Origin of the sequence: Bacillus sp. Root920 (assembly GCF_001429445.1) — a bacterium.
Taxonomy (GTDB): domain Bacteria; phylum Bacillota; class Bacilli; order Bacillales; family Bacillaceae; genus Bacillus; species Bacillus safensis.
Genome location: NZ_LMJV01000001.1, coordinates 569,984 through 592,995 on the forward strand (window position 1 = coordinate 569,984; position 23,012 = coordinate 592,995).

26 protein-coding genes are annotated in these 23,012 nt (G+C 42.1%); 24 read left to right on the forward strand and 2 right to left on the reverse strand.

What is annotated here, in order from left to right:
• The first annotated feature begins 95 nt into the window (after window positions 1-95).
• The 18 genes from spoIIR to ASE42_RS02640 all read left to right on the forward strand — a co-directional run bounded on the left by spoIIR (window position 96) and on the right by ASE42_RS02640 (window position 14,361).
• Window positions 96-752, forward strand: a complete 657-nt coding sequence (gene spoIIR, locus ASE42_RS02555) for a stage II sporulation protein R (protein WP_034667920.1) — start codon at window positions 96-98, stop codon at window positions 750-752.
• Between the two features lie 63 nt (window positions 753-815).
• On the forward strand, window positions 816-1,259 hold the full coding sequence (locus tag ASE42_RS02560; protein WP_056765563.1) for a GNAT family N-acetyltransferase: 444 nt from the start codon (window positions 816-818) through the stop codon (window positions 1,257-1,259).
• A 161-nt stretch (window positions 1,260-1,420) separates the two neighbouring features.
• Window positions 1,421-2,473 (forward strand): L-threonylcarbamoyladenylate synthase, encoded by a 1,053-nt coding sequence (locus ASE42_RS02565; protein WP_082580653.1) that lies wholly within the window; start codon window positions 1,421-1,423, stop codon window positions 2,471-2,473.
• Window positions 2,474-2,533: 60 nt separating this feature from the next.
• Window positions 2,534-3,088, forward strand: coding sequence for a manganese efflux pump MntP family protein (locus ASE42_RS02570; protein WP_024423735.1), 555 nt, complete (start codon window positions 2,534-2,536; stop codon window positions 3,086-3,088).
• 63 nt (window positions 3,089-3,151) lie between these two features.
• Window positions 3,152-3,610, forward strand: a complete 459-nt coding sequence (locus ASE42_RS02575; RefSeq protein WP_024423734.1) for a low molecular weight protein arginine phosphatase — start codon at window positions 3,152-3,154, stop codon at window positions 3,608-3,610.
• A gap of 133 nt (window positions 3,611-3,743) precedes the next feature.
• Window positions 3,744-4,193, forward strand: coding sequence for a ribose 5-phosphate isomerase B (rpiB, locus tag ASE42_RS02580; protein ID WP_003214714.1), 450 nt, complete (start codon window positions 3,744-3,746; stop codon window positions 4,191-4,193).
• 12 nt (window positions 4,194-4,205) lie between these two features.
• A complete protein-coding gene (locus tag ASE42_RS02585) occupies window positions 4,206-4,745 on the forward strand; it encodes a TIGR01440 family protein (protein WP_024423733.1) in 540 nt (179 codons plus the stop codon).
• Window positions 4,746-4,922: 177 nt separating this feature from the next.
• Complete coding sequence (glyA, locus tag ASE42_RS02590) at window positions 4,923-6,170, forward strand: serine hydroxymethyltransferase (protein WP_024423732.1); 1,248 nt, start codon at window positions 4,923-4,925, stop codon at window positions 6,168-6,170.
• Between the two features lie 147 nt (window positions 6,171-6,317).
• Window positions 6,318-6,947, forward strand: coding sequence for a uracil phosphoribosyltransferase (gene upp / locus ASE42_RS02595; RefSeq protein ID WP_003214553.1), 630 nt, complete (start codon window positions 6,318-6,320; stop codon window positions 6,945-6,947).
• Between the two features lie 497 nt (window positions 6,948-7,444).
• A complete protein-coding gene (locus tag ASE42_RS02600; RefSeq protein WP_024423731.1) occupies window positions 7,445-7,828 on the forward strand; it encodes an ATP synthase subunit I in 384 nt (127 codons plus the stop codon).
• Between the two features lie 7 nt (window positions 7,829-7,835).
• Window positions 7,836-8,570 carry a F0F1 ATP synthase subunit A gene (atpB, locus tag ASE42_RS02605; RefSeq protein ID WP_024423730.1) on the forward strand — a complete coding sequence of 245 codons (735 nt, stop codon included), beginning with the start codon at window positions 7,836-7,838 and terminating at the stop codon, window positions 8,568-8,570.
• Between the two features lie 48 nt (window positions 8,571-8,618).
• Window positions 8,619-8,831 carry a F0F1 ATP synthase subunit C gene (gene atpE / locus ASE42_RS02610; protein WP_003214968.1) on the forward strand — a complete coding sequence of 71 codons (213 nt, stop codon included), beginning with the start codon at window positions 8,619-8,621 and terminating at the stop codon, window positions 8,829-8,831.
• Window positions 8,832-8,951: 120 nt separating this feature from the next.
• Window positions 8,952-9,473, forward strand: a complete 522-nt coding sequence (atpF, locus tag ASE42_RS02615) for a F0F1 ATP synthase subunit B (RefSeq protein WP_008354935.1) — start codon at window positions 8,952-8,954, stop codon at window positions 9,471-9,473.
• Complete coding sequence (locus tag ASE42_RS02620; RefSeq protein ID WP_041115517.1) at window positions 9,470-10,015, forward strand: F0F1 ATP synthase subunit delta; 546 nt, start codon at window positions 9,470-9,472, stop codon at window positions 10,013-10,015. Before atpF ends, ASE42_RS02620 begins: the two co-directional genes overlap by 4 nt.
• Window positions 10,016-10,031: 16 nt before the next feature.
• Entirely contained in the window at window positions 10,032-11,540 is a 1,509-nt protein-coding gene (atpA, locus tag ASE42_RS02625) for a F0F1 ATP synthase subunit alpha (protein WP_024423728.1), read from the forward strand.
• 88 nt (window positions 11,541-11,628) lie between these two features.
• Window positions 11,629-12,495, forward strand: coding sequence for a F0F1 ATP synthase subunit gamma (locus ASE42_RS02630; protein WP_024423727.1), 867 nt, complete (start codon window positions 11,629-11,631; stop codon window positions 12,493-12,495).
• Window positions 12,496-12,519: 24 nt separating this feature from the next.
• Window positions 12,520-13,941 carry a F0F1 ATP synthase subunit beta gene (atpD, locus tag ASE42_RS02635; protein ID WP_008354929.1) on the forward strand — a complete coding sequence of 474 codons (1,422 nt, stop codon included), beginning with the start codon at window positions 12,520-12,522 and terminating at the stop codon, window positions 13,939-13,941.
• Between the two features lie 24 nt (window positions 13,942-13,965).
• Window positions 13,966-14,361 (forward strand): F0F1 ATP synthase subunit epsilon, encoded by a 396-nt coding sequence (locus ASE42_RS02640; protein WP_003214592.1) that lies wholly within the window; start codon window positions 13,966-13,968, stop codon window positions 14,359-14,361.
• A 41-nt stretch (window positions 14,362-14,402) separates the two neighbouring features.
• Here ASE42_RS02640 and ASE42_RS02645 read toward each other — a convergent pair whose 3' ends face one another.
• Window positions 14,403-14,909: a hypothetical protein gene (locus ASE42_RS02645; protein WP_235566664.1), complete on the reverse strand. Its 507-nt coding sequence runs from the start codon at window positions 14,907-14,909 to the stop codon at window positions 14,403-14,405.
• A gap of 137 nt (window positions 14,910-15,046) precedes the next feature.
• Between ASE42_RS02645 and ASE42_RS02650 the strand changes: the two genes are divergently transcribed.
• The 6 genes from ASE42_RS02650 to ASE42_RS02675 all read left to right on the forward strand — a co-directional run bounded on the left by ASE42_RS02650 (window position 15,047) and on the right by ASE42_RS02675 (window position 20,549).
• Window positions 15,047-15,277 (forward strand): DUF1146 family protein, encoded by a 231-nt coding sequence (locus tag ASE42_RS02650; protein ID WP_024423724.1) that lies wholly within the window; start codon window positions 15,047-15,049, stop codon window positions 15,275-15,277.
• A gap of 129 nt (window positions 15,278-15,406) precedes the next feature.
• Entirely contained in the window at window positions 15,407-16,141 is a 735-nt protein-coding gene (locus ASE42_RS02655) for a YwmB family TATA-box binding protein (RefSeq protein ID WP_024423723.1), read from the forward strand.
• 32 nt (window positions 16,142-16,173) lie between these two features.
• Window positions 16,174-17,481: a UDP-N-acetylglucosamine 1-carboxyvinyltransferase gene (gene murA / locus ASE42_RS02660; protein WP_024423722.1), complete on the forward strand. Its 1,308-nt coding sequence runs from the start codon at window positions 16,174-16,176 to the stop codon at window positions 17,479-17,481.
• A 259-nt stretch (window positions 17,482-17,740) separates the two neighbouring features.
• On the forward strand, window positions 17,741-18,766 hold the full coding sequence (spoIID, locus tag ASE42_RS02665; RefSeq protein WP_024426338.1) for a stage II sporulation protein D: 1,026 nt from the start codon (window positions 17,741-17,743) through the stop codon (window positions 18,764-18,766).
• 323 nt (window positions 18,767-19,089) lie between these two features.
• Entirely contained in the window at window positions 19,090-19,788 is a 699-nt protein-coding gene (locus ASE42_RS02670) for a VWA domain-containing protein (RefSeq protein ID WP_034622539.1), read from the forward strand.
• 83 nt (window positions 19,789-19,871) lie between these two features.
• Window positions 19,872-20,549: a VWA domain-containing protein gene (locus tag ASE42_RS02675; protein ID WP_024423719.1), complete on the forward strand. Its 678-nt coding sequence runs from the start codon at window positions 19,872-19,874 to the stop codon at window positions 20,547-20,549.
• A gap of 51 nt (window positions 20,550-20,600) precedes the next feature.
• Here ASE42_RS02675 and ASE42_RS02680 read toward each other — a convergent pair whose 3' ends face one another.
• Entirely contained in the window at window positions 20,601-22,949 is a 2,349-nt protein-coding gene (locus tag ASE42_RS02680; RefSeq protein WP_056765565.1) for an FdhF/YdeP family oxidoreductase, read from the reverse strand.
• Window positions 22,950-23,012 lie beyond the last annotated feature (63 nt).

Consider the following 23,012-nt stretch of genomic DNA (forward strand, 5'->3'; position numbering starts at 1 on the left):
TCATAATCTATTAAAAAATTCATATTGACTGTTTATGAAATGAGTTTCCTGGACACAATGTTTGTAGCGAAGAGAAAAAGTGGGGGGAACACACAATGTTGAAAAGTAAAACGATGATTTGTCTTTATATGTTTCTATTATTATGCGGTGCTTTTGCAAACCTTGGCAAGGAGGAGACAGCCGCTGCTTCTGCAAATCAGCCTGTTGTCATACCAGATGAGGCGATTCGATTACGCATTTTAGCAAATAGTGATCGTTCAGCGGATCAGGATGTGAAAAGAAGTATTCGTGACGAGGTCAATGCGAATATGACGGAGTGGGTGAAAGACCTCACATCCATTGAAGAAGCAAGACGTGTCATTCGATCAAAGCTGCCAGAAATCAATCGTATTGCTAAAGCGAAATTGAAGGAACAGCACATTGATCAATCCGTATCGGTCAGTTTTCAAAAAGCTTCATTTCCAACAAAGCTCTATGGAAATTTCGTCTACCCTGCTGGGAAATATGAAGCCATTTTAATTACGCTTGGAGAAGGAGACGGTGCCAACTGGTGGTGTGTGTTATTTCCGCCGCTCTGCTTTATCGATTTTTCAAACGGAGAAGCCATCGCCTCACCAGAAGGGGATGATGATAAACAAGTGACAGCGCAGCAAACGAAAGAGTCTGTTAATGAAGTGGTGAAAGAAGAGGAAGAAGAGACAGGTGAAGTGAAGTTCTTTTTGTTCGAATGGGTCTCTAGTCTTTTCTCTTAAAAAAGGTATAAATCGGTTTTTGCCTCATAGAGTTGAAGTAAGAGATCAAAAAGAGGTGAAAGCATGTATTATCAATTAAGAATAGCCACAGAAGAAGATGTCCCGGCGATCAATGCTTTTCTTGAAAAGGGACAAGTAAAAGGCGGAGTAACACTTGCGGAGCGAACGGCATTTGTAGTGATGGAAGATGCGGATGGTCAGCTGGCAGGCTGCTTAGGTCTTGAACAGCTCAATGAACAAGAGGGATTGCTGCGGTCTCTTGTCATATCAGATAAGCTCGGTCAGGGACACATTGTCTCTTTGTTCCAAAGTGTTCAAACGCTCGGTGAAAAAATGGGTGTGGATACTTTTTATGTCGTCGCAAACCATTCCTCTTCCCATGATTTTTTGGCATTAATGGGTTTCGCGCCTTTAAAGGAAATTCCAGAAAGCATATGGAGCTCTGCACATGCAAAAGAGACATTGGGGAAAGAACAGGCTGTGGTCCTGCAAAAAAAAGGCAGTTAATCACAAAATGATGAACTTATACACATACTTATCCACTACAAAACAAGCGTTATCCACAAATTGTGGACAACGCTTGTTTTATTGATCATCATCTTTTATACTTTCAAAAGGATAATTGAGATATATCAACAGTTTTATCTTTTTTAAAAGGAGTTTGTATGATGTTAAATACAAAAAGGTGGTCTGTGGATTTAGAAAAGGATTTATCCACATACTATCCACAAATTAAACAGGCGGCCGATCTGCTGCAGCAAAATGAAGTGGTTGCTTTCCCGACAGAGACCGTTTACGGACTCGGGGCAAATGCGAAAGAGACAGAAGCCGTTATGAAAATTTATGAAGCGAAAGGGCGTCCGAGTGATAATCCGTTGATTGTTCACATTGCGGAGGTTCAGCAGCTTCACGAATTTGCACAAATAGAAAGCGAAAAAGCGAAGGCGCTGATGGATGCCTTTTGGCCGGGCGCCTTAACCATCGTTCTTCCGTGTAAGCCGGGCACTTTATCAAAGCAGGTTACAGCAGGTTTATCCACAGTAGGTGTGAGAATGCCTGATCATCCCATTGCGCTTGAGCTCATCCGAGCAGCTGGTCTGCCAATTGCTGCACCAAGTGCCAATCGTTCGGGGAAACCTTCACCAACACAAGCTGACCATGTAGCGAGTGATCTCCAAGGGAGAATCGCTGGGATTGTGGATGGCGGTTCAACTGGAATTGGCGTTGAGTCAACGGTTGTATCCTGTATCGGTGAGACCCCAGTGATTTTAAGACCAGGCGGAATTACAAAAGAAGCATTAGAAGAGGTCGTGGGGACGGTGAGTGTGGACCCAGGGCTGACAAAAAAGGACGAAGCGCCTGTATCGCCGGGAATGAAATACACACATTATGCACCTGAAGCCAAGATGTATATCTTTCATGGAAGTGATGAAGACATGCAGCGTCACATACAGAAATACAAAGCTGAAGGGCTAAAAGTCGGAGTGCTGACAACAGAAGAAAAGAAATCGCTGTTTGCGGCAGATGTTGTGTACAGCTGTGGATGGAGAGAAAAACCTGAAACGGTTGCTGCAAACCTTTATCGTGTACTGAGACAATTTGATGAAACAGATGTAGACTTGATCATTTCAGAAGCCTTTTCAGAAGAGGGAGTTGGTTCTGCCATTATGAACCGTCTGCAAAAAGCCGCAGGAGGGCGTACACTCCCTTCGTTCCAATAGTTCTAACCTTTCTTGGACAAACATAGGTTAAAGGAGAATGTGTGTCCAAGGGGGATTTACATGAACGAACTAGCTGGCGAATTGCTGACACTCAGCATCATGGCTTTTGCACTTGGGATGGATGCTTTTTCGGTTGGACTTGGTATGGGGATGATTCAGCTGAGGTTCCGCCAGATCATTTATATTGGACTTGTTATTGGGATATTTCATATGTTTATGCCGCTTTTTGGCATGCTGACAGGTCAGCTCTTATCTGGATGGCTTGGACTTCTTGCCACCTATATTGGCGGGGCGCTGCTTTTGGTGCTGGGACTGCAAATGATTGTTGCTTCTATCCGCAAAGAGGATAAGCCCTTTATTGCACCAGTTGGGGCTGGTCTTGTTCTTTTTGCGACAAGTGTAAGCCTAGACAGCTTCTCCGTTGGTTTAAGCCTCGGGATTTACGGTTCCCAGGTGTGGATGACTATATTATTGTTTGGTTTTTTTAGTATGCTCCTCACATGGCTCGGATTATTACTCGGTAAACAGGTTCGGTCATGGGTTGGTTCATATAGCGGCGCGCTTGGTGGGATCATTTTACTAGCCTTTGGTATCAAATTATTATTTCCGCTCTAGCCAGTCTCCTTACATAACATGTAGAATGAAATGCTATATAATAGAAGAAAAGGAGGGCGAAAGATGAAAATCTTATTTGTTTGTACGGGAAATACATGCAGAAGTCCAATGGCTCAAGCCCTTTTTGCTTCAATTGCAGATGAAAAAGGCTTAGAGGTCACTGTAAAATCAGCGGGCATTTTTGCCTCCGATGAAGGGAAGGCTTCTCCTCAAGCGATCGAAGCATTATTTGAGAAAAGCATTCCACTGAATCACTCATCATCAAAATTGACAGAGGATCTTCTACGCGAAGCTCATTACGTCTTTACGATGACGATGCAGCATAAACAGTTGATTGCAGAGCAATATGCGCATGCAAAAGGCAAGGTCTTCACTTTAAAGGAATTTGCGACAGGAACAGAAGGCGATGTATCCGATCCGTTTGGAGGAAGTCTTTCTGTTTATCAGGAAACTCGAGATGAACTAGAAGCCTTGCTGTATCAGCTCGCTGAGAAGCTGAAAAAAGATCATCATAATAGATAACCTGTAAAACCGTTGCCTCAACGGTTTTTCTGCTATTGTTTGCAAATCACTAGGCAGAGGTTAAAATATAACTGTAAATAAAGAATGAATGTAAGACATAACAGATCAACTCACCCTTAGGAGGAATTGCCCGATGAAAGTAGCCATTGCATCCGATCACGGCGGAACGAATATTCGTGAAGAAATCAAACAACTGATGGATGAATTGAAGATTGAATACATTGATATGGGTTGTGAATGCGGATCAGGTTCTGTAGACTACCCAGATTATGCTTTTCCTGTAGCCAATATGGTGGCAAACGGAGAAGTCGACCGCGGCATTTTAATTTGTGGGACAGGCATCGGCATGAGCATCTCAGCAAATAAAGTAAAAGGAATTCGCTGTGCATTGGCTCATGATACATTTAGTGCGAAAGCAACGAGAGAACATAATGATACGAACGTTCTTGCAATGGGAGAGCGAGTGATTGGACCAGGATTAGCACGTGAGATTGCGCACATTTGGCTGACGACAGAGTTTACAGCAGGACGCCATGCTGTGCGGATTGGCAAAATTGCTGATTACGAAGAAAAGCACCTATAAGGAGCGCTTAACATGAACATTGGTCAAGATTGGCTTGAAATGTTAAAAGAGTTTCATCAAACAGTTGAATTGCGTGCCGGGCAAATCTTAGTCATTGGCTGCAGTACGTCAGAAGTGGCTGGTGAGCATATTGGTACTGCAGGAAGTGAGCAAATTGCTGCCTCTATCTATCAAGAATTGGATCAGTTAAGACGAGAGACCGGCATCGAGCTCGCCTTTCAATGCTGTGAACATCTAAATCGTGCCCTTGTTGTTGAAGAAGAAGTGGCTTTCCGTTTTAACCTGGAGATCGTAGCTGCAGTACCTGTCCGTAAAGCGGGTGGTTCGATGGCGGCTCATGCGTATCAGCAAATGGAACATCCTGTATTGGTCGAATGCATTGAGGCACATGCTGGAATTGATATCGGCGATACGTTAATTGGGATGCACTTAAAGAGAGTCGCAGTACCTGTCCGCCTCAGTCGTCATCGATTAGGACATGCACATGTGACTTTTGCGAAAACGCGTCCGAAGCTGATTGGCGGAGAACGAGCCGTTTATACAAGATCATAGCTTCGATATATTTCTAATATAATGTTGAATGATGAAGACGCTTTACCACTTGAATATTCGGGTTTTCATAAAAAAGAAGTCGATTTTCCAAAAAAAACTTTTACATTTTACTCAAAAACCGTGTACAATGAGATGGTGAAAACATCGAATGGAAATAGATTGGAGAGGATTTCGCTGATGAAACATTTACCTGAGCAAGACGCACAAGTATTCAAAGCAATTCAACTAGAGCGGAAACGCCAGCAGGACAAAATCGAATTAATTGCATCAGAAAACTTCGTAAGCGAAGCAGTCATGGAAGCACAGGGCTCTGTATTAACAAACAAATACGCTGAGGGCTATCCTGGTAAACGCTACTATGGCGGCTGTGAACATGTAGACGTTGTGGAAGATATCGCACGTGACCGCGCAAAAGAAATTTTTGGCGCTGAGTATGTGAACGTACAGCCTCACTCAGGTGCTCAAGCGAACATGGCCGTATACTTTACAATTCTTGAGCATGGCGATACAGTACTTGGCATGAACTTATCACATGGCGGACATTTAACACATGGAAGCCCTGTAAACTTTAGTGGTGTACAGTACAACTTTGTAGAATACGGTGTAGATAAAGAAACTCAGCATATCGACTATCAAGATGTACTTGAAAAAGCACGTGAACATAAGCCGAAACTCATCGTTGCGGGTGCAAGTGCATACCCACGCCAAATTGATTTCAAAAAGTTCCGTGAGATTGCTGATGAAGTCGGTGCTTACTTTATGGTCGACATGGCTCACATTGCTGGTCTTGTTGCAGCAGGTCTTCATCCAAATCCAGTTCCTTACGCAGATTTTGTGACAACAACAACTCACAAAACATTACGCGGACCTCGCGGCGGAATGATCCTATGCCGTGAAGAGTTTGGTAAAAAGATCGACAAATCGATCTTCCCTGGTATTCAAGGTGGACCACTGATGCATGTCATCTCTGCAAAAGCTGTTTCTTTCGGTGAAGTATTGAACGGAGATTTCAAAACATATGCACAAAACGTCATTAATAATGCAAAACAACTAGCTGAAACACTTTTATCTGAAGATATTCAGCTTGTATCTGGCGGAACAGATAACCATCTTGTTCTCATCGACTTGCGTTCTCTTGGCATCACAGGAAAAATTGCAGAAAATGTTCTTGATGAAATCGGTATTACAGTGAACAAAAATGCAATTCCTTATGATCCAGAGAAACCATTTGTCACAAGCGGTGTACGTGTAGGTACAGCAGCAGTAACAAGCCGCGGTTTTGATCAAGAAGCGATGAAAGAAGTCGGTTCCATTATTGCACTTGCGCTAAAACATCATGAAGATGAAGCGAAATTAGAAGAGGCGAAAAAGCGTGTATCTGATCTTACGGCCCGTTTCCCTCTATATAACGAATTAGATTATTAAAAAACAGACCCATTTGCCTATTTTTGGCATGTGGGTTTTTTTTGTAGGATTTGCGAATCATATTGAAAGATGATGTCTTTTTATGTAGAATTGTAGGAAGTGTGCAAAGTTCACCGGAAGATGACAGAAAAGGAGTTGTAGCAAGCAATGGCAAAGGTTTATGTATTTGATCACCCGCTTATTCAGCACAAACTTACATATATTCGTGACGTTCATACAGGAACTAAAGAATTTAGAGAGCTAGTGGATGAAGTCGCAACATTAATGGCATTTGAAATCACAAGAGACTTACCGCTTGAAGAGGTAGATGTAGAAACACCTGTACAAGTAGCCAAATCAAACGTGATCTCAGGGAAGAAACTCGGGGTTGTGCCAATTTTAAGAGCAGGTCTTGGAATGGTAGACGGGATTTTGAAACTCATTCCAGCTGCTAAAGTGGGACATGTTGGTTTATACCGTGATCCGAAAACATTAAAGCCTGTTGAATATTATGTGAAGCTTCCATCTGATGTGGAAGAACGTGAATTTATCGTAGTAGACCCAATGCTTGCAACTGGCGGTTCAGCAGTCGAAGCGTTAAACAGCTTGAAAAAACGCGGTGCGAAAAACATTCGCTTTATGTGTCTGATTGCTGCCCCTGAAGGTGTAGAAGAAATGCAAAAGCATCATCCAGATGTTGATATCTACATTGCAGCATTAGATGAGAAACTAAACGAAAAAGGTTACATCATCCCAGGTCTTGGTGATGCTGGTGACCGTATGTACGGAACGAAATAAGAAAGTCTTAATAAAAGCCCACATGCAAACGTGCATGTGGGCTTTTTGAAATATATGACAAACGGTTGATACCGTTCTTAGAAAAATCAATGTATACTGAACATTGGCTGTTTTTTTCAATGAATGTCACATCTCTCCTAAAGTTTGATGAAATTGTGAACATTTTGTGTGCTCTATCACTATAGAAAAGTTTTTTAACTTTCAACCGATTGACACATCATAGACGCTATTGTATGCTAAACGAGGGTATTATGGTAAGGTTTTCATAGCCTATAGCACTCTACTAATCCTCATTGTGAACCCTTTAATAATCAGGGTTTGTATCAACGAATGAAGCAGCATCCCATAGATCTAAAGATTTCAAGTCTGATTGTGCAATTAGACCGATGGGTGATTGATTTTTTTCGAATAGGACGGCTTATCATCAGCGTCTTCTACGCAGTTTTCATCACCATTTATCACCTTTTTTACAATACTTTTCATCGGGAGTCAGATGAATGAACGATCCAAACGCGATTTTCCGCAGACAGAGTAAATACATGTTCTATCTATTGGCAATTTTTGTGTTTGGCTATGCCATGCCTGGTTTTAAACCACTGTTTCTTGGTTTCATTATCGGCACAATTTTTGCTTTCTTTAATTTATTCCTACTTATACGGAGAATGCACGCTTTTGATCGAGCGGTTAAAAAAGGAAAATCCATTCGTTCAATGGGGAGTACAGCCAGGTGGGCCAACGCGATTCTCGCAGTAGCGATTGCTTGGCGTTACCCTAATGAAGTTCATCTGGCAGGTGTTGTTATAGGATTAATGACAATATATCCTGTCATTATGATAGATTCCTTCATTCAACTTAAACGTTCTACTATGGAAGAGAGGTGAATACTCTTTGGGTCACAGTTCAAAAACTACAGAATTTTTAGGGTTAACGTTCAACTTATCCAATGTTCTCATGATTACGATTGCTAGTATCATCGTTCTTCTCATAGCGGTGCTGACTACTCGTGTTCTGTCTATTCGTCCGACTAAGGCGCAGAACTTCATGGAATGGATCGTTGATTTTGTTCGAAATATCATAGGTAGTTCGATGGACATGAAAACAGGAGCCCCATTTCTAGCGCTTGGCGTTACATTACTCATGTACATATTTGTTTCAAACATGCTTGGACTGCCATTCTCGATTACGGTCGATCACAACTTGTGGTGGAAATCACCAACTGCTGATCCTGCAATCACAATGACACTAGCAATTATGGTCATGGGACTTACACACTTCTACGGTGTCAAGGCAAAAGGAGTCAAGGAATATACGAAAGACTTCTTCAAGCCAATCCCATATTTAGTGCCGCTGAAAATCATTGAAGAATTTGCAAACACGTTAACACTTGGTTTGCGTCTTTATGGAAATATTTTCGCTGGAGAGATTCTTCTTGGGTTACTTGCAGGACTTGCGACCAATTTCTACACGCAAAACATTGCGCTTGGTATCGTTGGTACATTAGGTGCCATCGTGCCGATGATTGTATGGCAGGCATTCAGTTTGTTTGTCGGAACAATCCAGGCATTTATCTTCACCATGCTGACAATGGTGTACATTTCCCATAAAGTCAGCGACGAACACTAAAAAATTGAGAGTCCAAAAAGGACGTTATTTTAAAGGAGGAGCTTTTTAATGAATTTAATAGCAGCAGCAATTGCAATCGGTTTAGGAGCACTAGGAGCAGGTATTGGTAACGGTCTAATCGTATCTAAAACAGTTGAAGGAATCGCTCGTCAGCCAGAAGCTGGTAGAGAACTAAGAACACTTATGTTCATCGGGGTCGCTTTAGTTGAGGCACTTCCAATTATCGCTGTCGTTATCGCATTCTTGGCATTCTTTGGTTAATATGTGAGAAGCGTTCTAATATGAATTTTAATGGCGAAGATCAGATTAGTTCGAAACTTCGCCATTCCTTTATGTTTTGTTTCTTAACATATTATTTAAAGAAGGGAGTTGCCGTACTAAATGTCTCAGTTACCAGTGGTTTTAGGAGCAGGGGGCTTAAGTTTCAACGCCGGTGATATGTTATTCCAGCTTATCGCTATGCTCATCTTGCTTGCACTTTTAAAGAAATTTGCGCTTAAACCTTTATTAGGTATTATGAAGCAGCGTGAAGATTATATAGGAAATGAAATTTCAAGTGCTGAACAAAAGCACGTTCAAGCTGAAAAGCTTCTTGAAGAACAACGTGTCTTATTGAAAGAAGCACGCGAAGAATCACATACACTCATCGAAAATGCGAAAAAGATTGGTGAGAAACAAAAAGAAGAGATCATTCAAGCAGCACGTCAAGAATCAGAGCGCTTGAAAGAGTCTGCTAGAACTGAAATCGTGAAAGAAAAAGAACAAGCTGTGGCTGCACTGCGTGAGCAGGTTGCATCACTATCTGTGCTGATTGCATCTAAAGTGATTGAAAAAGAACTTGATGAGCAGGCACAAGAGAAATTGATTCAAGAGTACCTTAAAGAGGCAGGCGAAAGCCGATGAGCGTAACTATTGTCTCTAAGCGTTACGCTTCTGCTCTTTTTGACATCGTTCTTGCTTCTTCGGCAGTAGACGAAACTGAAAAAGAGCTGAATGAGATCAAAAAAGTTCTAAAGGCTGATCAAGAACTCAATGACTTCCTTGTTCATCCAAAGATTACGGCAGACAAAAAGAAACAGTTGATTGCTGAAGCTTTCAAAGGTGTTTCTACTTATGTATTGCACACAATGTATTTACTGATTGACCGCGGACGCACGAATATTTTCTCTGAAATGACGTCTGAGTTTGTGAAACTTGCAAACCGTGCGAAACAAATAGACGATGCGGTCGTGTATTCAGTGAAACCGCTGAGCGGTGCTGAAATTCAATCTTTATCTGAAGTATTTGCCAAAAAAGCCGGAGTCACATCACTGCGTGTTGAAAATGTGATTGACAAGGATCTAATAGGCGGAGTGAAAATCCGTATCGGAAACCGCATTTATGACGGCAGTGTCAGCGGAAAGCTTTCCCGCATTGAACGTCAGCTTGCAGGCGAAAATCGTTAGAAGGGGTGAAACCTTAGTGAGTATCAAAGCTGAAGAGATTAGCGCGCTGATAAAGCAGCAAATCCAAAACTATCAATCAGAAATTGAAGTAAAAGATGTCGGTACAGTCATTCAAGTAGGGGACGGTATCGCGCGTGTACATGGCCTTGACAACATTATGGCAGGAGAGCTGGTTGAGTTCTCTAACGGTGTAATGGGTATGGCTCAAAACCTTGAGGAGTCTAACGTAGGTATCGTTATTTTAGGACCTTACAAAGATATCCGCGAAGGTGACGACGTAAAACGTACAGGTCGTATCATGGAGGTTCCAGTAGGTGAAGAGTTAATCGGACGTATTGTGAACCCGCTTGGTCAGCCTGTTGATGGACTAGGTCCAATCTTAACAAGCAAAACACGTCCAATCGAAAGTGAAGCACCTGGCGTTATGGATCGTAAATCTGTACATGAGCCACTTCAAACAGGAATTAAAGCAATTGATGCCTTGATTCCAATCGGCCGCGGACAGCGTGAATTGATCATTGGTGACCGTCAAACAGGTAAAACATCTGTTGCAATCGATACGATTCTAAACCAAAAAGATCAAGACATGATCTGTATTTATGTTGCCATCGGACAAAAAGAATCTACGGTTCGTGGTGTTGTTGAAACACTTCGTAAGCATGGTGCGCTTGACTACACAATCGTTGTCACAGCTTCTGCATCACAGCCAGCTCCACTTCTTTACCTTGCTCCTTATGCAGGTGTAACGATGGGTGAGGAATTCATGTATAACGGCAAGCACGTACTTGTTGTCTATGATGACCTTTCTAAACAAGCGGCAGCTTACCGTGAGCTTTCATTATTGCTTCGTCGTCCTCCAGGTCGTGAGGCATTCCCTGGTGATGTTTTCTATCTTCACTCTCGTTTATTAGAACGTGCAGCGAAGCTTAGTGACGAAAAGGGTGGCGGTTCTATCACAGCATTGCCTTTCGTAGAAACGCAGGCTGGCGATATCTCTGCATATATCCCAACAAACGTTATTTCCATCACAGATGGACAGATTTTCTTACAATCTGACCTCTTCTTCTCAGGCGTACGTCCAGCGGTAAACGCAGGATTGTCTGTATCCCGTGTAGGTGGTTCTGCACAAATCAAAGCGATGAAAAAGGTAGCAGGTACACTTCGTCTGGATCTTGCTTCTTATCGTGAGCTTGAAGCATTCGCTCAGTTTGGATCTGATCTAGACCAAGCCACTCAAGCGAAATTAAACCGTGGTGCAAGAACAGTTGAAGTCTTAAAACAAGACTTGAACAAACCGCTTAAAGTTGAAAAACAAGTAGCGATTCTTTACGCACTAACAAGAGGATACTTAGACGATGTAGCCATTGCTGATGTTAAACGTTTTGAAGCTGAGTTATTCTTGTACATTGAAGAAAACCATAAAGGCTTGTTTGACACAATCTCTCAAACAGGAAATATGCCTGCTGATGAAGAGTGGAAGACAGCAATCGAAGGCTTTAAACGTACGTTTGCACCAAGCAACTAATTAGTAATCTTTCCGAGAGAAAAAGATTCTCTTTTTCTCTCTTTTCACGTAAATGAACACGGATTCCTGAAAAAAGGTGGTGAAATCTTTGGCCTCATTACGCGATATAAAGTCAAGGATCACGTCAACGAAAAAATCGAGTCAGATCACAAAAGCGATGCAAATGGTATCAGCTGCGAAACTGAATCGTGCTGAAAACAATGCGAAGTCTTTTGTTCCTTACATGGAGAAAATCCAGGAAGTGGTTGCTGCAATCGCAACTGGAACAAGTGCTAAGCACCCAATGCTTCTTTCAAGACCTGTCAAGAAAACAGGGTATCTCGTCATTACATCTGATCGAGGGCTTGCAGGACCTTTTAACAGCTCGATTTTGCGTGCCGCTTACCAAACCATTCAATCTCGTCATCAATCCGCTGATGAATATGCGGTGATTGTCATTGGTAAAATCGGACGCGACTTCTTCAAAAAGCGTGGTATTCCAGTTATTTCTGAAGTAACAGGGCTTGGAGACGAAGTAGCGTTTGCTGATATTAAAGAATTAGCAAGCAGTACAGTTCAAATGTTCTCTGATGAAGCGTTTGACGAACTTTACATGTTCTACAACCACTTTGTCAGTGCGATTTCACAAGAAGTAACAGAGAAGAAATTATTGCCGCTAACGGACCTTTCGGCCGCAGCGACACCAAATAAACGTTCCGCATCTTATGAGTTTGAGCCTTCTGAAGAAGAAATTCTTGAAGTTCTCCTTCCTCAATATGCAGAGAGTTTGATTTTCGGTGCGCTTCTTGACAGCAAAGCAAGTGAACATGCTGCAAGAATGACAGCAATGAAGAGTGCAACAGACAACGCAAAAGAATTGATCGACAGCCTGACACTCTCTTACAACCGTGCTCGTCAAGCAGCGATTACACAAGAGATTACAGAAATTGTCGGCGGAGCAGCTGCCTTAGAATAGAAATAATTGTCAGGAGGGAATGCAATGAAAACAGGACGCATCAGTCAGATCATGGGACCAGTCGTAGACGTTCGTTTTGAAGACGGTCACTTGCCTGAGATTTATAATGCGATCAAAGTTTCGCATAAAGCGGAAAGCGAAAGTGAAGTTGATATCGACTTAACTTTAGAAGTAGCACTACATTTAGGTGACGATACAGTGAGAACCATCGCAATGGCATCAACAGACGGTGTGAAGCGCGGTATGGAAGCTGTAGACCTTGGAAAACCAATTTCAGTACCAGTTGGTAACGTAACACTTGGACGTGTATTCAACGTACTGGGAGATAACATTGACTTAGATGAGCCACTTGGTGTGGAAGCTCAAAGAGATCCAATCCACAGACAAGCGCCTTCTTTTGATCAACTTTCTACAGAAGTTGAAATTCTTGAAACAGGTATCAAAGTTGTTGACCTGCTTGCTCCTTACATCAAAGGTGGAAAGATCGGTCTATTCGGTGGAGCTGGTGTAGGTAAAACCGTTCTGATTCAAGAATTGATCAACAACATCGCACAAGAACACGGCGGTATTTCTGTATTCGCTGGTGTTGGAGAGCGTACACGTGAAGGAAACGACCTTTACTACGAAATGAAAGATTCTGGCGTTATCGAGAAAACAGCCATGGTCTTCGGTCAAATGAACGAGCCACCAGGTGCACGTATGCGTGTTGCCCTAACTGGTTTGACAATGGCAGAGCATTTCCGTGATGAACAAGGTCAAGACGTATTGTTCTTCATCGATAATATCTATCGCTTTACACAAGCAGGTTCTGAAGTATCAGCCCTTCTTGGACGTATGCCTTCAGCGGTAGGTTATCAGCCGACACTTGCAACAGAAATGGGTCAGCTCCAAGAGCGTATCACGTCTACAAACGTAGGATCGGTTACATCGATTCAAGCGATCTATGTACCTGCGGATGACTATACAGATCCAGCTCCTGCAACGACGTTCGCTCACCTTGATGCAACGACAAACCTTGAGCGTAAGCTGACTGAAATGGGTATTTACCCAGCGGTTGATCCTCTTGCTTCAACATCTCGTGCACTTGCACCTGAGATCGTTGGTGAAGAGCATTATGCGATTGCGCGTGAAGTGCAGCAAACATTACAGCGTTATAAAGAGCTGCAAGATATTATTGCCATTTTAGGTATGGATGAATTATCTGAGGACGATAAGCTTGTGGTACACAGAGCGCGTCGTGTTCAATTCTTCCTATCTCAAAACTTCCACGTAGCAGAGCAGTTCACTGGCCAAAAGGGTTCTTATGTGCCATTGAAAGAAACTGTTAAAGGCTTCAAGGAAATCTTATCTGGTAAATACGATCACCTCCCAGAAGATGCATTCCGCTTAGTTGGACGCATTGAAGAAGTGGTTGAAAAAGCCAAAGAGATGGGTGTAGAGGCCTAATCTGGTCCTTAGGAGGGTAAAAGCATGAAGACCGTTCAAGTCAATATCGTTACTCCCGACGGCCCAGTGTATCAAGCGGATGTGGAAATGGTCAGTGTAAGAGCAGAAAGCGGTGAGCTTGGTATTTTAGCTGGCCACGTTCCAATGGTTGCTCCGCTAAAAATCGGTGCAGTTCGCTTAAAACATAGTGGATCAACTGAATTGGTTGCAGTAAGTGGCGGATTTGTTGAAGTCCGCCCTGAACAAGTAACCATTCTGGCTCAGGCCGCTGAAACATCAGATAAAGTTGATGTCGATCGTGCTAAATCAGCGAAGCAGCGTGCTGAAGAGCATTTGAACCACCCGAATGAAAGTGATGTACGCCGGGCGGAACTCGCATTAAAACGGGCGTTAAACCGTTTAAATGTAGCAGGGAAATAAAACAGAAAAACCTTCTTATCACAATGATAAGAAGGTTTTTTTTAGAATGACATGAGAGATTGATACATGGACACATAAGGGTGCGAATCCTGTTTTTCAAGATATAAGTGCTCGCAAAACTGCGTACTATGCCACGTTTTATTGTGACGGCGCAAACCAAGCGTATATTGATGCGGAGAATCCATATAAGGCCGCACCACCCAGTCAGCATCTGAATGATGACGGATGACAACCTCTCCTAAATACACACTCATCATCGCTTCTAATGCATCTATCGGCATTTTCCACTCAGCGAACAGCTGCTTGGTCAATGCATCAAAGTATAGTGATTCTAACTGATACAGGCTTTCCTCAGAGTAATCCAAAGAAATGTTATGAAAATGACACAATTGCGCTAATTCTTCTAGCTGTGTCTGTCTATAATCAAAGTAGAAAGCAATGGCCTCCCATTCATAATCAAATGAGGGAACCAATTCTCCGTACAAATCAACAAAGTCAGGAAAAGAATCTTTCAATGTGTTCAGCTCCTTCCACACGCAGTATATCATCTCCTTGGCATCAGGATAAGAGGGGATTCACACTAAATGTAGCTCTTTTTTCCAAATGATTCATCTTTCCGATTTTCGAGGATATAATGAAAGGGAGTTTTCCTTTACAGAAATAAATAAAAGGAGGATTCAATTGTATGGAAGACGTAGGACAACAAGCAATCGTGGGCATTGTGATCCACCTATTTTTTATCGCGGTTACATGGTGGGCACTGCTAGCTGTTAATATTGATCCACTCATTAAAAAAGGGAAAATCGTTCAAGCAAGGCTGCTGATGATGCTCATTACCATTGCCATCGCATCTGCGGTCAGCAATTTCTTCCTTGATTACTTAAATTTCTCCAGACAAATTCCTTATATGTTCTAACATAAAAGGTTTGGTCATGACCTTCTGCGGGAACGTAAAAGGAAGGGTCAAAAGGTTGGCCTTTTGTTGTCTTTTCCACGTATGCATTGACCTCCTTGCGGCAACACTTGTAGCAAGGGGGAATGACAAGTGAGAAAGTATTTGAAAGGTTGGCCATTATTTGCGTTTATTCTTTTTTTTGTTCTGATGATTCAAGGTGTTCGTGCGGAAGAATCTTCCCCGCTCGCTCAAATAGCAGAAGGTCTGAAAAACCAGCAAATTGAAGTCGATGGGTGGACCCTCCATGCCAAGACAAATGTAGATATTTCATCCGAACAATTTTCAAAAAAAGTGAAACGTTTGAAAGACGAACTACGACAGTATGAGTGGACCGAAAAAAAAGAGCAACATGTCACCAAAGTCACAGGAATTTACAAAGATGAAAAAAATGATACAGAATCGAAAATTTTACTCGTGAAGACCGACACAAAATCCAATCAAAAGTCGTATTTATTATATGAGCAAAAAGGTGCTCGCCCACTGAATACCTGGGAGCATACATATGATCAGTTCGTACGTCATGCAAAAAGCATATTACAAGAGAAAATTGTAATTTTTACTTGTCTCGATGGTCATGTAAATGGTATGATGGATGTTGTTTTGCAAAAAAAAGCTGAAATGTTAGCAAATGAATTTCAAGCAAAACCAGTTGAGTATCTCGTTGAGTCTAATTTTGTGTCGCTTTCCGCTTACACAGATAAGTGGGAACAGTTCATTATGACTTCAAATGATAAAATGAATGTTCAAATTGCCATCAGAAGTTCGGAAATGAACGAAAATCATACGATTACGGTTGGCACACCAATCGTAACGACTGAATATTAATATAGAGAATTTGGGACGCGGAGGGGAAGACCTTGGAAAAAATCATCGTCCGCGGCGGTCAAAAGTTAAACGGCACAGTTAAAGTAGAAGGCGCAAAAAATGCCGTTTTACCAGTTATCGCTGCATCTTTGTTAGCAAGTACAGAAAAAAGCGTAATTTGTGATGTACCTACGCTCTCCGATGTATATACAATCAATGAAGTGTTACGTCATTTAGGAGCAGAAGTACATTTTGAAAATAACGAAGTATCAGTTGATGCATCTCATGCACTAGAAACTGAGGCTCCGTTTGAGTATGTCCGTAAAATGCGAGCATCCGTGCTTGTCATGGGACCACTTTTAGCAAGAACAGGTCATGCAAGAGTTGCATTACCTGGAGGCTGTGCGATTGGTTCAAGACCAATTGATCAGCATTTAAAAGGCTTTGAGGCAATGGGTGCTAAAATTCAAGTAGGTAATGGTTTCATCGAGGCTGAAGTAAAAGGCCGTTTAAAAGGTGCAAAAATCTATTTGGATTTCCCAAGTGTAGGGGCAACTGAAAACATCATCATGGCAGCAGCATTAGCTGAAGGAACAACGATTTTAGAAAACGTAGCAAAAGAACCTGAAATTGTTGATTTAGCAAACTACATCAATGCCATGGGCGGTAAGGTTCGCGGTGCTGGTACTGGTACAATCAAAATCGAAGGTGTGGAAACACTTCACGGTGCAAAACACAACATCATCCCTGACAGAATTGAAGCAGGTACTTTCATGGTGGCAGCAGCCATTACAGAAGGAAATGTTCTTGTAAAAGGCGCAGTGCCAGAGCACATGACATCACTTGTGGCAAAAATGGAAGAAATGGGTATTCAGATCATTGAAGAAGAAGAAGGTTTAAGAGTCATTGGACCATCTGAGCTCAAGCCAATCGATCTAAAAACAATGCCGCATCCTGGGTTCCCAACGGATATGCAATCTCAGATGATGGCGCTATTGCTTCGTGCGAACGGAACAAGCATGATCACAGAAACGGTGTTTGAAAACCGCTTTATGCATGCTGAAGAATTCCGCCGCATGAATGGCGATATTAAAATTGAGGGTCGCTCTGTCATTATCAATGGGCCGGTTCAACTTCAAGGTGCTGAAGTGGCAGCGACTGATTTAAGAGCAGGAGCAGCACTTGTACTTGCTGGATTAGTGGCAGAAGGTCATACACGTGTCACTGAGTTGAAGCATATTGACCGTGGTTATGTGAACTTCCACCAAAAGCTTGCAGCAATCGGTGCAGATATTGAAAGAGTTAACGATGAATCAGCAGATGTGACACAAGAACAAGTTGTATCAGATCTGAACGCTTAATCATGAAAGAAATCAGTGTGTCCATTGGGGCATGCTGATTTTTTATTAGAATCATAGAATGCCTCATTTCACGAAGCTTATCATTAGTGTATCCAACCATCTTAAATTTTATTCATACAGACGAACAGTAAAATCCATTCTAAGAACAGGCCCATACTTTTCATAAAAGACTTGTCCACTAAATGAAAGAAGCTGTCATATTAGCTTGTCCCTGCCCATAGGATAAAAGAGATTCAATGACAAATGGGGGCAGCCAAATATGAAACCAATGATATGGACAATCGCAGGAATATGCATCATTATTTTAATGATTCCAACATTACTTGTGTTGCCGACGTTCCAAGGGAAACCGGCGGCAAGCCAGCACGTAGCAGCAGAACCATCAGTTAAAAAAGAAGTGAAGGGTTCAGTCAAATTGAAGCAATCACCCGTCGCTATCCCCGTCTATCGCTCAGCTCATCAGCAGGTAGAAAACATCCCCTTAGAAGAGTATGTGATCGGTGTCGTAGCATCTGAAATGCCAGCTGATTTTGAAATGGAAGCACTCAAAGCACAGGCGCTCGCAGCAAGAACGTATATCGTCAGACAAATGATCAGTGATAAGACTGTCAAATCACCTAAGGGATCTCTTGTAGATGATACCCAAATGTTCCAAGTTTACAAAAACAAACAGGAACTCAAGAAAATTTGGGGGAAAGCGTACAATTGGAAATTAAAAAAGGTCACGGAAGCTGTCGCCAGCACACAAGGAAAAGTGCTGACTTATGACGAGAAACCAATTGATGCTTCATTCTTTTCAACAAGTAACGGAAAAACGGAAAATGCCGAAGCCTATTGGAAAAACGAAATCCCTTATTTGAAAAGTGTCTCAAGTAAATGGGACGAAAAATCGCCAAAATTTCAAAATAAGAAAACCATCTCAGTCAGTGAATTTCAGCAAAAATTAGGTGTGACACTCACTCAGCAGGCTCAGGTCGGACAGATTGTAGAACGGACACCAGGAAACCAAGTAGCGAAAGCCGTGATCAACGGTAAAACACTGTCAGGCCGAGACATTCGAGAATCACTAGGCCTTCATTCAGCGGACTTTACATGGGAACGCAAGGGCCAGCAGATTGTCATTACAACAAAAGGATATGGTCATGGTGTAGGCATGAGTCAATATGGTGCGCATTATATGGCGCAGGCAGGCAAAAAAGTAGATGCCATCGTGAAACATTATTATAAAGGAATTCAAATCGAATCAGCCGATCGTTTTCTCAACACGTATATGGCTAAAAAATAAAGCAAAGGTGTCTCAGAAATGAGGCATTTTTTTTGTGTGTTCAAAGAGATTTGAACAGAATGTGTCAAATCGCGACTTAAGACGCAGGTCAGGAAATCTTAAACATTTATGTCCTGACAAGAACCGATGGCCGATACAAAGTCCCTCGAAAGACAGAGAAAACGAGAGGATAATGGGTGTGTTAGGTGAAAATATCTAGACATCTGACAGAATTTTAGTGATTTTGATGAAAGAGAAAAAGGGACCGAGTCCTATACCATTCCAAGACAGAATAATTTACGATTAAGGTGTTTCAATTAAATACATAAGGAGGAAGGAAAATTATGTTGAAAAAAGTATTCTCACTCGTAACCTTAGCTGTATTGACATTATCTATGTCAATCTCTTCACCAGTATTTGCAGAAGCATCTACAGTCAAAAAACATAATAAAGATGTAAGAGTCACAATCTTACTTGATGCAAGCGGAAGTATGGCAAGAAAAGTAGAGGGAGAGCGCAAATTTGATCTCGCTAAACAAGAGGTATTTAAATTTGCTCAGTCACTTCCAAAAGACGCTAAAATTCGTATGAGCTTGTTTGGTTCTGAAGGAAACAACAAAAATTCAGGTAAAGCTCAATCATGTGAAGTCATTAGAGGCGTTTACGGCGTACAGCCTTATGAAAAAGACAGCTTTGAGAACTCTTTAAACGGACTTGGGCCGACTGGTTGGACACCGATTGCACGTGCACTTGAAAATGCAAAGCAAGCGGATGAGCAGCTTACTGAAGGAACAAAGCATATTGTGTACTTAATCACTGATGGTGAAGAAACTTGTGGCGGAGATCCAGTAAAAGTAGCAAAAGAATTGCATAACTCAAAAGGATCAACTGTTGTAAATGTGATCGGGTTAGACTTTAACGATGGCTATGAAGGTCAATTGAAGCAAGTAGCCAAAGCTGGTAAAGGCCATTACTACCAAGCAAGCACAGGTAAAGAAATGGGATCTATCTTTTCAGCAGAATCATTAAAACTACACGAATAACTTGCTGAACAAAAGGGAAACGATTGATTCATGCTTTCGTTTCTCTTTTTCTGTACAAAAGTAAAAAAGGGAGGTCTTTTTTGATGAAAAGAAATATCGTATTAACCATTTTGGCTAGTCTTGTCCTGCTTCTTTCTTCACCAGCTCATGCTGTAACAAAACAGGAGCCGCCTGCTCATGTGGTGATATTACTCGATTTAAGCGGCAGCATGGCACAGTCAGTTGAAGGTGAAAAGAAAATTGAAATCGCCAAACGGTCTATTCAAAGCTTTGCGAGCATTTTATCAGAAGATACACAAGTTCTGCTTCGTGTGTTTGGTCATGAAGGAACCAATAAAAATGCAGGGAAAGCCGTTTCTTGTTCAAGCTCTGAAGCCGTTTACGGATTTGGATCATATGAGCCATCAACATTTCAACAAGCACTGAATGTGTATAAGCCAACTGGCTGGACACCACTTGCAAAAGCATTAACGGATACGAAACAAGATTTTGAAGATCACCAAGCTGAAGGGAAAAATATTGTCTATGTTGTCAGTGATGGTGAAGAAACTTGTGGTGGAAGCCCTTCACAAGCAGCAAAGGAATTACATGAAGACGGAATAGATACAATCGTCAATATCATTGGCTTCGATGTGAATGAAAAGGAAGCAAAAAGTCTTAAATCTGTTGCAAAAGCGGGTGGAGGACAATATCAACCGGCTGCAAATGCCGAAGAATTGAACCATATTCTTCAACAGGAAGCGAGCGCTTTTGGTCGGTAGAGAGTGAATGGCAGCTGGGGAAAACAACCCCAGCTGTTTTTAAGTTGACGATTAATTCAAAGTCGTTTCTAATTCATCAATTCGTTTCTCCACATAATGCTGATCCTTTCTTGCATGGAAGGTTTCGGCTTTTTCTAATATGGCAGCTGTATTATACTCGGGAATCTGTGAGTAGCTCTCATACACACCTTTAGGAATTAAAACGTTCCCTTCCGGCCAATAAACTGCGATATTGCCGCGTCTCAACTCTCCGAATTGAGCCACTCCTTGATAGGATCCATATTGATTAAAGAGAACAACTGGATCACCTTCTTGGATGTAAAGCTCTTTTGCATCTTCTTCATTCATTAGGATAGAATGACGTTTTCCACCATTAAAGGCATCCTTTTCACTGTAGATCATGGAGTTGAATTGCTTTCCTCTTCTTGTCGTGATATTGAAATGTCCTTCGGTTTTTCGATATTGAGGCAGCTGGGCAGGAAGAAGATGTCCCTTGCCGTCTGGTGTTGGACACACGCCATCTTCACAAAGCCATGCACCTCCCCATTGAAAAACGTCTCCCTTGTGACGTAAATGCTGGATGCCATCATAATTTCGGTTGGCGACCGCAATCTCACGACGAATGTCTTCAGCTGTTTCAAAATGTATCAGCTCGGCATCTTCTGGCCGGACTCTTTTCGCAAGATCAACATAAATGTCCCATTCCGCTCTGGCTTCCTCAATACGAGGTCCTTCAATTTCTGGACTGAAATATACCATGCGTTCCGTACTGGTTGATGTGCCGCCGCCTGGTTGTTCATACCTTGTCATAGCAGGCAGCACAATCACCGCCTCTTCAGCGTCTACCAGCGTAGAGGTATTCAAAATGATATCTTGGTGAACACGGAGTTCAAGTTCAGATAATGCTTTTTCGATCGCTTCCGGATTTGGCATCGTTTCTAAAAAGTTTCCGCCACTCGTAAACAGCATTTTGAGTTTTTGTGGATGGTCTTTTGGGAGAGCCATCTTCTCAAAGGATTGCCCAATGGTGTCACCATGCCATTTAGGAATGTCAAACCCCCATATACGTTCGATTCTTTCAATATTCTCTTCATCAAAATCACTACCCGGCAAAACGAATGGATCAGCACCCATTTCACCAGAACCTTGGACGCCGCTATGCCCCCGAATTGGCATGACACCACAATGTTTTCTGCCGATAAATCCGCGCAGCATGGCAAGGTTGGCAACCTGTGATATATTATCAGTTGCAAAGCGGTGCTGAGTAAGGCCCATACTCCAAATAAAAACGCCTGAATTAGCATTGGCAAGCAGTGTCGCAAATTCCTTCATTCTTTCTTTTGATAAACCTGATGATGCTTCTAGGTCCTCCCACTTCAATTGTGCGACATGCTGCTTTAAATCCTGTATGCCCGTTGTATGTTTTTGAATAAATTCGTGATCAAGAGCCGAATGGGGAGCATGCTGCTCCATGTCAAACCAATGCTTGATGACGCCGTTCATAAATGCAATATCTCCGCCTATATTGACTTGGTAAAAATCATCTGCAATTTTTGTACCGAATAAAGCACTCTCTGGAATAGAAGGAACCCAATACTTTTCCATAGCAGGCTCTTTATACGGATTGATGACGATAATTTTTGTTCCCTTCTTTTTAGCAGCGTACATATATTTAGTGGAAACAGGCTGATTGTTTGCTGCAACAGATCCCCAAAAAATTAATACATCCGTTCCAATCCAATCACTGTAATTACAGCTGGAAGCACCGATGCCAAGAGACCGTTTAAGAGCAGTTTTACTTGGTGAATGGCAAATGCGAGAAGCATTATCAATATGATTCGTCCCTATAAATCGAGCCGTTTTTGCAGCCGTATAATAAACTTCATTTGTAATTCCTCTGGCGGTTAAATAGAAAGCAAGCTGCCGTTTATCAATTGATTGGATTTTAGCAGCGATTTGATCTAGTGCATCATCCCAAGAAATACGTGTAAAGGCATTGTCACCTTTTTTTCGGATCAATGGATAAGGAATCCGCCCAAGCTTGCGAAGAGAGGTGCTGTCCATTTGCTTTAGCTGCTGAATATCTTCAAACCATTTTGGATCAATAGCTGGCATTGTGTTAAGACGAAGCACATTTAGTCTTGTGGTGCATATATGAGGTCCTGCGAGCGTTTGATCATACAGTCCTGAGACGCCAAGGGCACAGCCGTCACAAACACCCTGCGTTAAAATACGGTACGCGTAGGGAAGGTTATCTTTGTTCTCCCATGCCACTTTCATCGTATCTCGAATGTGTTTCGGTTTCACTTTGCCAAGCCCCATTGGTACAAAAGAGGCCCATAGCTTTGGTGAGGGTTTTTTATTGAGTTTAACAGGCCCCTTATGTTTTGTTTTCCCCATGAGATCATCACCCTCCTATTACTTTGTAAAGCGTTTTCATATCTAAAAATTACCTTTAGATTG

Coding starts and splice junctions, on each gene's coding strand:
- ASE42_RS02620 (WP_041115517.1), top strand. CDS start 9,470: ATGAGCGTAACTATTGTCTCTAAGCGTTACGCTTCTGCTCTTTTTGAC.
- spoIIR (WP_034667920.1), top strand. CDS start 96: ATGTTGAAAAGTAAAACGATGATTTGTCTTTATATGTTTCTATTATTA.
- ASE42_RS02645 (WP_235566664.1), bottom strand. CDS start 14,909: ATGATATACTGCGTGTGGAAGGAGCTGAACACATTGAAAGATTCTTTT.
- upp (WP_003214553.1), top strand. CDS start 6,318: ATGGCAAAGGTTTATGTATTTGATCACCCGCTTATTCAGCACAAACTT.
- ASE42_RS02600 (WP_024423731.1), top strand. CDS start 7,445: ATGAACGATCCAAACGCGATTTTCCGCAGACAGAGTAAATACATGTTC.
- ASE42_RS02640 (WP_003214592.1), top strand. CDS start 13,966: ATGAAGACCGTTCAAGTCAATATCGTTACTCCCGACGGCCCAGTGTAT.
- ASE42_RS02680 (WP_056765565.1), bottom strand. CDS start 22,949: ATGGGGAAAACAAAACATAAGGGGCCTGTTAAACTCAATAAAAAACCC.
- spoIID (WP_024426338.1), top strand. CDS start 17,741: ATGAAACCAATGATATGGACAATCGCAGGAATATGCATCATTATTTTA.
- atpE (WP_003214968.1), top strand. CDS start 8,619: ATGAATTTAATAGCAGCAGCAATTGCAATCGGTTTAGGAGCACTAGGA.
- ASE42_RS02675 (WP_024423719.1), top strand. CDS start 19,872: ATGAAAAGAAATATCGTATTAACCATTTTGGCTAGTCTTGTCCTGCTT.
- rpiB (WP_003214714.1), top strand. CDS start 3,744: ATGAAAGTAGCCATTGCATCCGATCACGGCGGAACGAATATTCGTGAA.
- ASE42_RS02585 (WP_024423733.1), top strand. CDS start 4,206: ATGAACATTGGTCAAGATTGGCTTGAAATGTTAAAAGAGTTTCATCAA.
- ASE42_RS02575 (WP_024423734.1), top strand. CDS start 3,152: ATGAAAATCTTATTTGTTTGTACGGGAAATACATGCAGAAGTCCAATG.
- atpD (WP_008354929.1), top strand. CDS start 12,520: ATGAAAACAGGACGCATCAGTCAGATCATGGGACCAGTCGTAGACGTT.
- ASE42_RS02670 (WP_034622539.1), top strand. CDS start 19,090: ATGTTGAAAAAAGTATTCTCACTCGTAACCTTAGCTGTATTGACATTA.
- ASE42_RS02560 (WP_056765563.1), top strand. CDS start 816: ATGTATTATCAATTAAGAATAGCCACAGAAGAAGATGTCCCGGCGATC.
- ASE42_RS02570 (WP_024423735.1), top strand. CDS start 2,534: ATGAACGAACTAGCTGGCGAATTGCTGACACTCAGCATCATGGCTTTT.
- glyA (WP_024423732.1), top strand. CDS start 4,923: ATGAAACATTTACCTGAGCAAGACGCACAAGTATTCAAAGCAATTCAA.
- atpF (WP_008354935.1), top strand. CDS start 8,952: ATGTCTCAGTTACCAGTGGTTTTAGGAGCAGGGGGCTTAAGTTTCAAC.
- ASE42_RS02650 (WP_024423724.1), top strand. CDS start 15,047: ATGGAAGACGTAGGACAACAAGCAATCGTGGGCATTGTGATCCACCTA.
- ASE42_RS02565 (WP_082580653.1), top strand. CDS start 1,421: ATGTTAAATACAAAAAGGTGGTCTGTGGATTTAGAAAAGGATTTATCC.